Annotated in this window: 3 protein-coding genes; 2 read left to right on the top strand and 1 reads right to left on the bottom strand. The window is 71.2% G+C overall.

What is annotated here, in order from left to right; genetic code table 11:
• Nucleotides 1-10 precede the first annotated feature (10 nt).
• Nucleotides 11-1081, bottom strand: a complete 1071-nt coding sequence (locus ACE3Q3_RS23225; protein WP_374450046.1) for a S1C family serine protease — start codon at nucleotides 1079-1081, stop codon at nucleotides 11-13.
• Nucleotides 1082-1266: 185 nt separating this feature from the next.
• On the opposite strand from ACE3Q3_RS23225, the gene ACE3Q3_RS23220 reads away from it, so the two are divergent.
• The gene (locus ACE3Q3_RS23220; RefSeq protein ID WP_374450044.1) at nucleotides 1267-2871 is read left to right on the top strand and encodes a GMC family oxidoreductase; all 1605 of its coding nucleotides are present in this window, start codon (nucleotides 1267-1269) and stop codon (nucleotides 2869-2871) included.
• Nucleotides 2872-2891: 20 nt separating this feature from the next.
• A partial coding sequence (locus tag ACE3Q3_RS23215; protein ID WP_374450042.1) for a thiamine pyrophosphate-requiring protein occupies nucleotides 2892-4191 on the top strand: 1300 nt, incomplete at its 3' end.

The raw sequence follows: 4191 nt of genomic DNA, 5'->3' as shown, positions 1-4191 counted from the left end.
GGCCTCCGGGCTACCGCCCGGAGACGTCGACCACCATCACCCGCACGGTCATGCGCTGGCCGTCGCGCAGGATCGTCAGCTCGACCGCGCCGTTGATCCCGGCGCGCTCGACCGCCGCGGCGAGGTCGCCCAGGGTCCGGACCGGGCGTCCGTCGGCGCCGATGATGACGTCGCCGATGGCGCCCGTCCGGGCGTCGGCGCCGCGCAGGCCGGCATTGGCGGCGGGGCTGCCCTGCAGCACGCGTTCGACGGCGATGCCGGGCAGGCCGGGCACCGCGTCCTCGGGCAGGGCGACGATGCCGATGCCCGGCCGCGGCATCCGGCCGTCTCGGATCAGGGCCGGCACCACCCGGTTGACGGTGTCGACCGGCACCGCGAAGCCGATGCCGGCGGAGCCGCCGCTGTCGGAGATGATCGCGGTGTTCACGCCGATCAGGCGTCCTGCCGAATCGAGCAGCGGCCCGCCGGAATTGCCGGGGTTGATGGCCGCGTCGGTCTGGATGACGCCGGCGATCTCCCGGTGCGAGGCGGTCGGCAACCGGCGGTCGAGGGCCGAGACGACGCCGGTCGTCAGGGTCCGGGCGAGGCCGAAGGGATTGCCGATCGCATAGGCCGCCTGCCCGACCTTGAGGTCGGCCGAGCTGCCGACCGGGATCGGACGCAGTGCGGCGCGCACGCCCGAGAGCCGCACCACCGCGATGTCGTGGTCGGGCGCGGCCCCGATCACCCGCGCCTCGACCGTGGTGTCGTCAAAGAGGCGAACGCGCACGCGCTCCGCCTGGTCGACGACGTGGAAATTGGTGACGACGTGTCCGGCCTGGTCCCAGATGAAGCCGGTGCCGGTGCCGCTCTGCCGGGCGCGGCCGCGCGGGGTCGAGACGTAGGCGCCCTCGGTGAAGATGTAGACGACGGACGGCGCGGCGTTCTGGAAGAGCTCGATCGTGTGCTGCTCGCTGGCGGCGAGGTCGCCGCGCGCGGTCACCGCCCGCGGCTCGTCCCCCACCAGCCACAGGTCGCGGATGAACTGGTCGCCGATATAGACCGTGGCCAGGACCAGCACCCAGATGACGGCGTAGCGCATGAATCCGCCCTGCAATCTCCCCTCCCGAACTGCGCCGTCCGCGGCCGCCGCCTGGGGGCCGCGCCGGCGATCATGTAGCATGGCCCGGACCATGCCGGTGCAGGCTTGATCCCGGCGACGGCGCGTCCCATGCTCGCTCTCCCGCCAGGGCCGGATTCCCGCCGGCCGACCGCCCGGAGAGGCGCATGTCCCCGCAGGAGTTCGACTTCATCGTCGTCGGCGCCGGCTCGGCCGGCTGCGTGCTGGCCAACCGGCTGTCGGCCGACGGGCGCAGCCGCGTGCTGCTCCTGGAGGCCGGCCCGCGCGACCGCAATCCCTGGATCCACATCCCCGTCGGCTACGTGAAGAACCTGCGCAATCCGCGGGTCAACTGGTGCTACGAGACGGAGCCCGACGCGGGCATCGACGGGCGCCGGTCGTTCTGGCCGCGCGGCCGGGTGCTGGGCGGATCGAGCTCGATCAACGGCCTCATCTACATCCGCGGCCAGAAGGAGGACTACGACCACTGGCGCCAGCTCGGCAACCGCGGCTGGAGCTTCGAGGACGTGCTGCCCTACTTCAAGCGGGCCGAGCGACAGGAGCGCGGCGCCTCCGAGTTGCACGGCGCGGACGGGCCGCTCAGCGTCGAGGACCTGCGCCAGGAACATGAGCTGTGCGAGGCCTTCATCGCCGCCTGCGAGGCGATCGGCCTGCCGCGCAACGACGACTTCAACGGCGCCCAGCAGGAGGGGGCCGGGTACTATCAGCTCACCAACCGCAACGGCCGCCGCTGCTCGGCCGCGGTCGCCTACCTGCGGCCGGCGGAGAAGCGCTCCAATTTCCGCGTCGAGACCGAGGCGCTGGCGACCCGCATCCTGCTCGACGGGCGCGCCGCCGTCGGCGTCGAGTACCGCCAGAACGGCCGGCTGGTGCAGGCGAAGGCGCACCGCGAGGTCATCCTCTCCGGGGGCGCAATCAACTCGCCGCAGCTCCTGCAGCTCTCGGGCATCGGGCCGGCGGATCATCTCAGCCAGCACGGCATCGCCGTCGTCCACGACCTGCCCGGGGTCGGCGCCAACCTCCAGGACCATTTCCAGGCCCGCATCGCCTATCGCTGCACCCGGCCGATCACCGTCAACGACGACGTCCGCAGCATCTGGCGGACGCTCCGGATGGGGATCGAGTATGCGACCCGGCGGACCGGCGCCATGACCATCGGCGCCGGCCAGGCGGGGCTCTTCGCCAGGACCCGGCCGGAGCTCGCCACACCCGACGTCCAGTACCACTTCATCCTCTTCAGCTCGGACGGCGCCGGCCTGACGCCCCACCCCTTCCCCGGCTTCACCAACTCGGTCTGTCAGCTGCGGCCCGAGAGCCGCGGCACGGTGATGATCCGCAACGCCGATCCGGCGACGCACCCGGCGATCCGCCCGAACTATCTCTCGACCGAAACCGACCGGCGGACGATCGTCGACGGCCTGAAGCTCGCCCGCCGCATCGGCCGGCAGGCACCGCTCGCCGCCTATGTCGCGGCCGAGCACATTCCGGGGCCGGCGGCGGCCAGCGACGAGGACCTGCTGGCCTTCGCGCGGCAGACCGGCTCCACCATCTACCACCCGACCAGCACCTGCATGATGGGCGACGGCCCGATGGCGGTCGTCGACGAGCGCCTGCGCGTGCACGGCGTCGGCCGGCTGCGCGTCGCCGACTGTTCGATCATGCCGACGGTGGTGTCGGGCAACACCAACGCCCCCGCCATCATGATCGGCGAGAAGGCGAGCGACATGATCCTGGAAACCCGAGCCGCATAACTTCGAAGGGAGCAAGCGCCATGAAGGCAGGCCTGGCCATCGCCGAAATCCTGAAGCGCGAAGGCGTCGAGATCATCTTCGGCTATCCGGTCAACCATCTGCTGGAATATGCGGCCCACGTCGACATCCGTCCGGTGATCGTGCGGCAGGAGCGTATCGGCCTGCACATGGCCGATGCCTATTCCCGCCTGTCGCGCGGCCGGAAGATCGGCGTCTTCGCCATGCAGCACGGCCCGGGCGCGGAGAACGCCTATGGCGGCGTCGCGCAGTGCTACGGCGAATCCGTGCCGGTGCTGGTGATGCCGATGGGCTATCCGCGGCGCATCGCCCACGTCCCGCCGAACTTCAACTCGGTCACGGCGATGCAGCACATCACCAAGAGCGCCGAGCCGGTGACGACGGCCGCCGAGATCCCGAACATCATGCGGCGCGCCTTCACCCAGCTCCGCAACGGCCGCTTCGGCCCGTGCCTCGTCGAGGTGCCGACCGACGTCTTCAACGAGGAGGTGGCGGAGCCGATCGCCTACGAGCCGGTGATGACGACCCGCTTCGGGCCGGACCCGATGGCGGTGCGCAAGGTGGCCGAGGTGCTGGCCGGCGCCAAGAACCTCGTCATCCATGCCGGCCAGGGCGTCCATTGGGCGGGCGCCTACGCGCAGCTCAGGGAACTGGCGGAGCTGCTGGCGGCGCCGGTGATGACGACGCTCCAGGGCAAGAGCGCGTTCCCCGAGGACCATCCGCTGGCGCTGGGCTCGGGGGGGCGCGCCTATCCGCTGACCGTCGACCGGTTCCTCAAGAACGCGGACGTCATCTTCGGCATCGGCTGCAGCTTCACCGAGACCAACTTCGGCACCGCGATCCCGAAGGGCAAGACGATCGTCCACGCGACGCTCGATCCGCTCGACGTCAACAAGGACGTGATCGCCGCCCATGCCCTGATCGGCGACGCGGCCCTGACGCTGGAGGCGCTGCTGGCCGAACTGAAGCGCAGCATCGCGGCGCCGCGCGATGCCACCGCCGTCGCGGCCGAGATCGCCGCGGTGCGTGCGGAGTGGCTGGCGAAGTGGATGCCGAAGCTGACCTCGAACGACGCGCCGCTCTCGCCCTACCGGGTGCTGTGGGACCTCGCCAACACGGTCGACCGCGCCAACACCATCATCACCCACGACGCCGGCAGCCCGCGCGACCAGCTCTCGCCCTTCTGGCAGGCGACCGAACCGCTCTCCTACATCGGCTGGGGCAAGACGACCCAGCTCGGCTACGGGCTCGGCCTCGCCATGGGCGCCAAGCTCGCCTGCCCGGACAAGCTCTGCATCAACG

The sequence above is a fragment of the Allostella sp. genome (genome assembly GCF_041913585.1).
In the GTDB taxonomy this organism is placed as follows: domain Bacteria; phylum Pseudomonadota; class Alphaproteobacteria; order ATCC43930; family Allostellaceae; genus Allostella.
The sequence above is the reverse complement of the archived record's forward strand: the minus strand, read 5'-3'. Positions and strand labels throughout refer to the sequence as shown.

Coding starts and splice junctions, on each gene's coding strand:
- ACE3Q3_RS23225 (WP_374450046.1), bottom strand. CDS start 1,081: ATGCGCTACGCCGTCATCTGGGTGCTGGTCCTGGCCACGGTCTATATC.
- ACE3Q3_RS23220 (WP_374450044.1), top strand. CDS start 1,267: ATGTCCCCGCAGGAGTTCGACTTCATCGTCGTCGGCGCCGGCTCGGCC.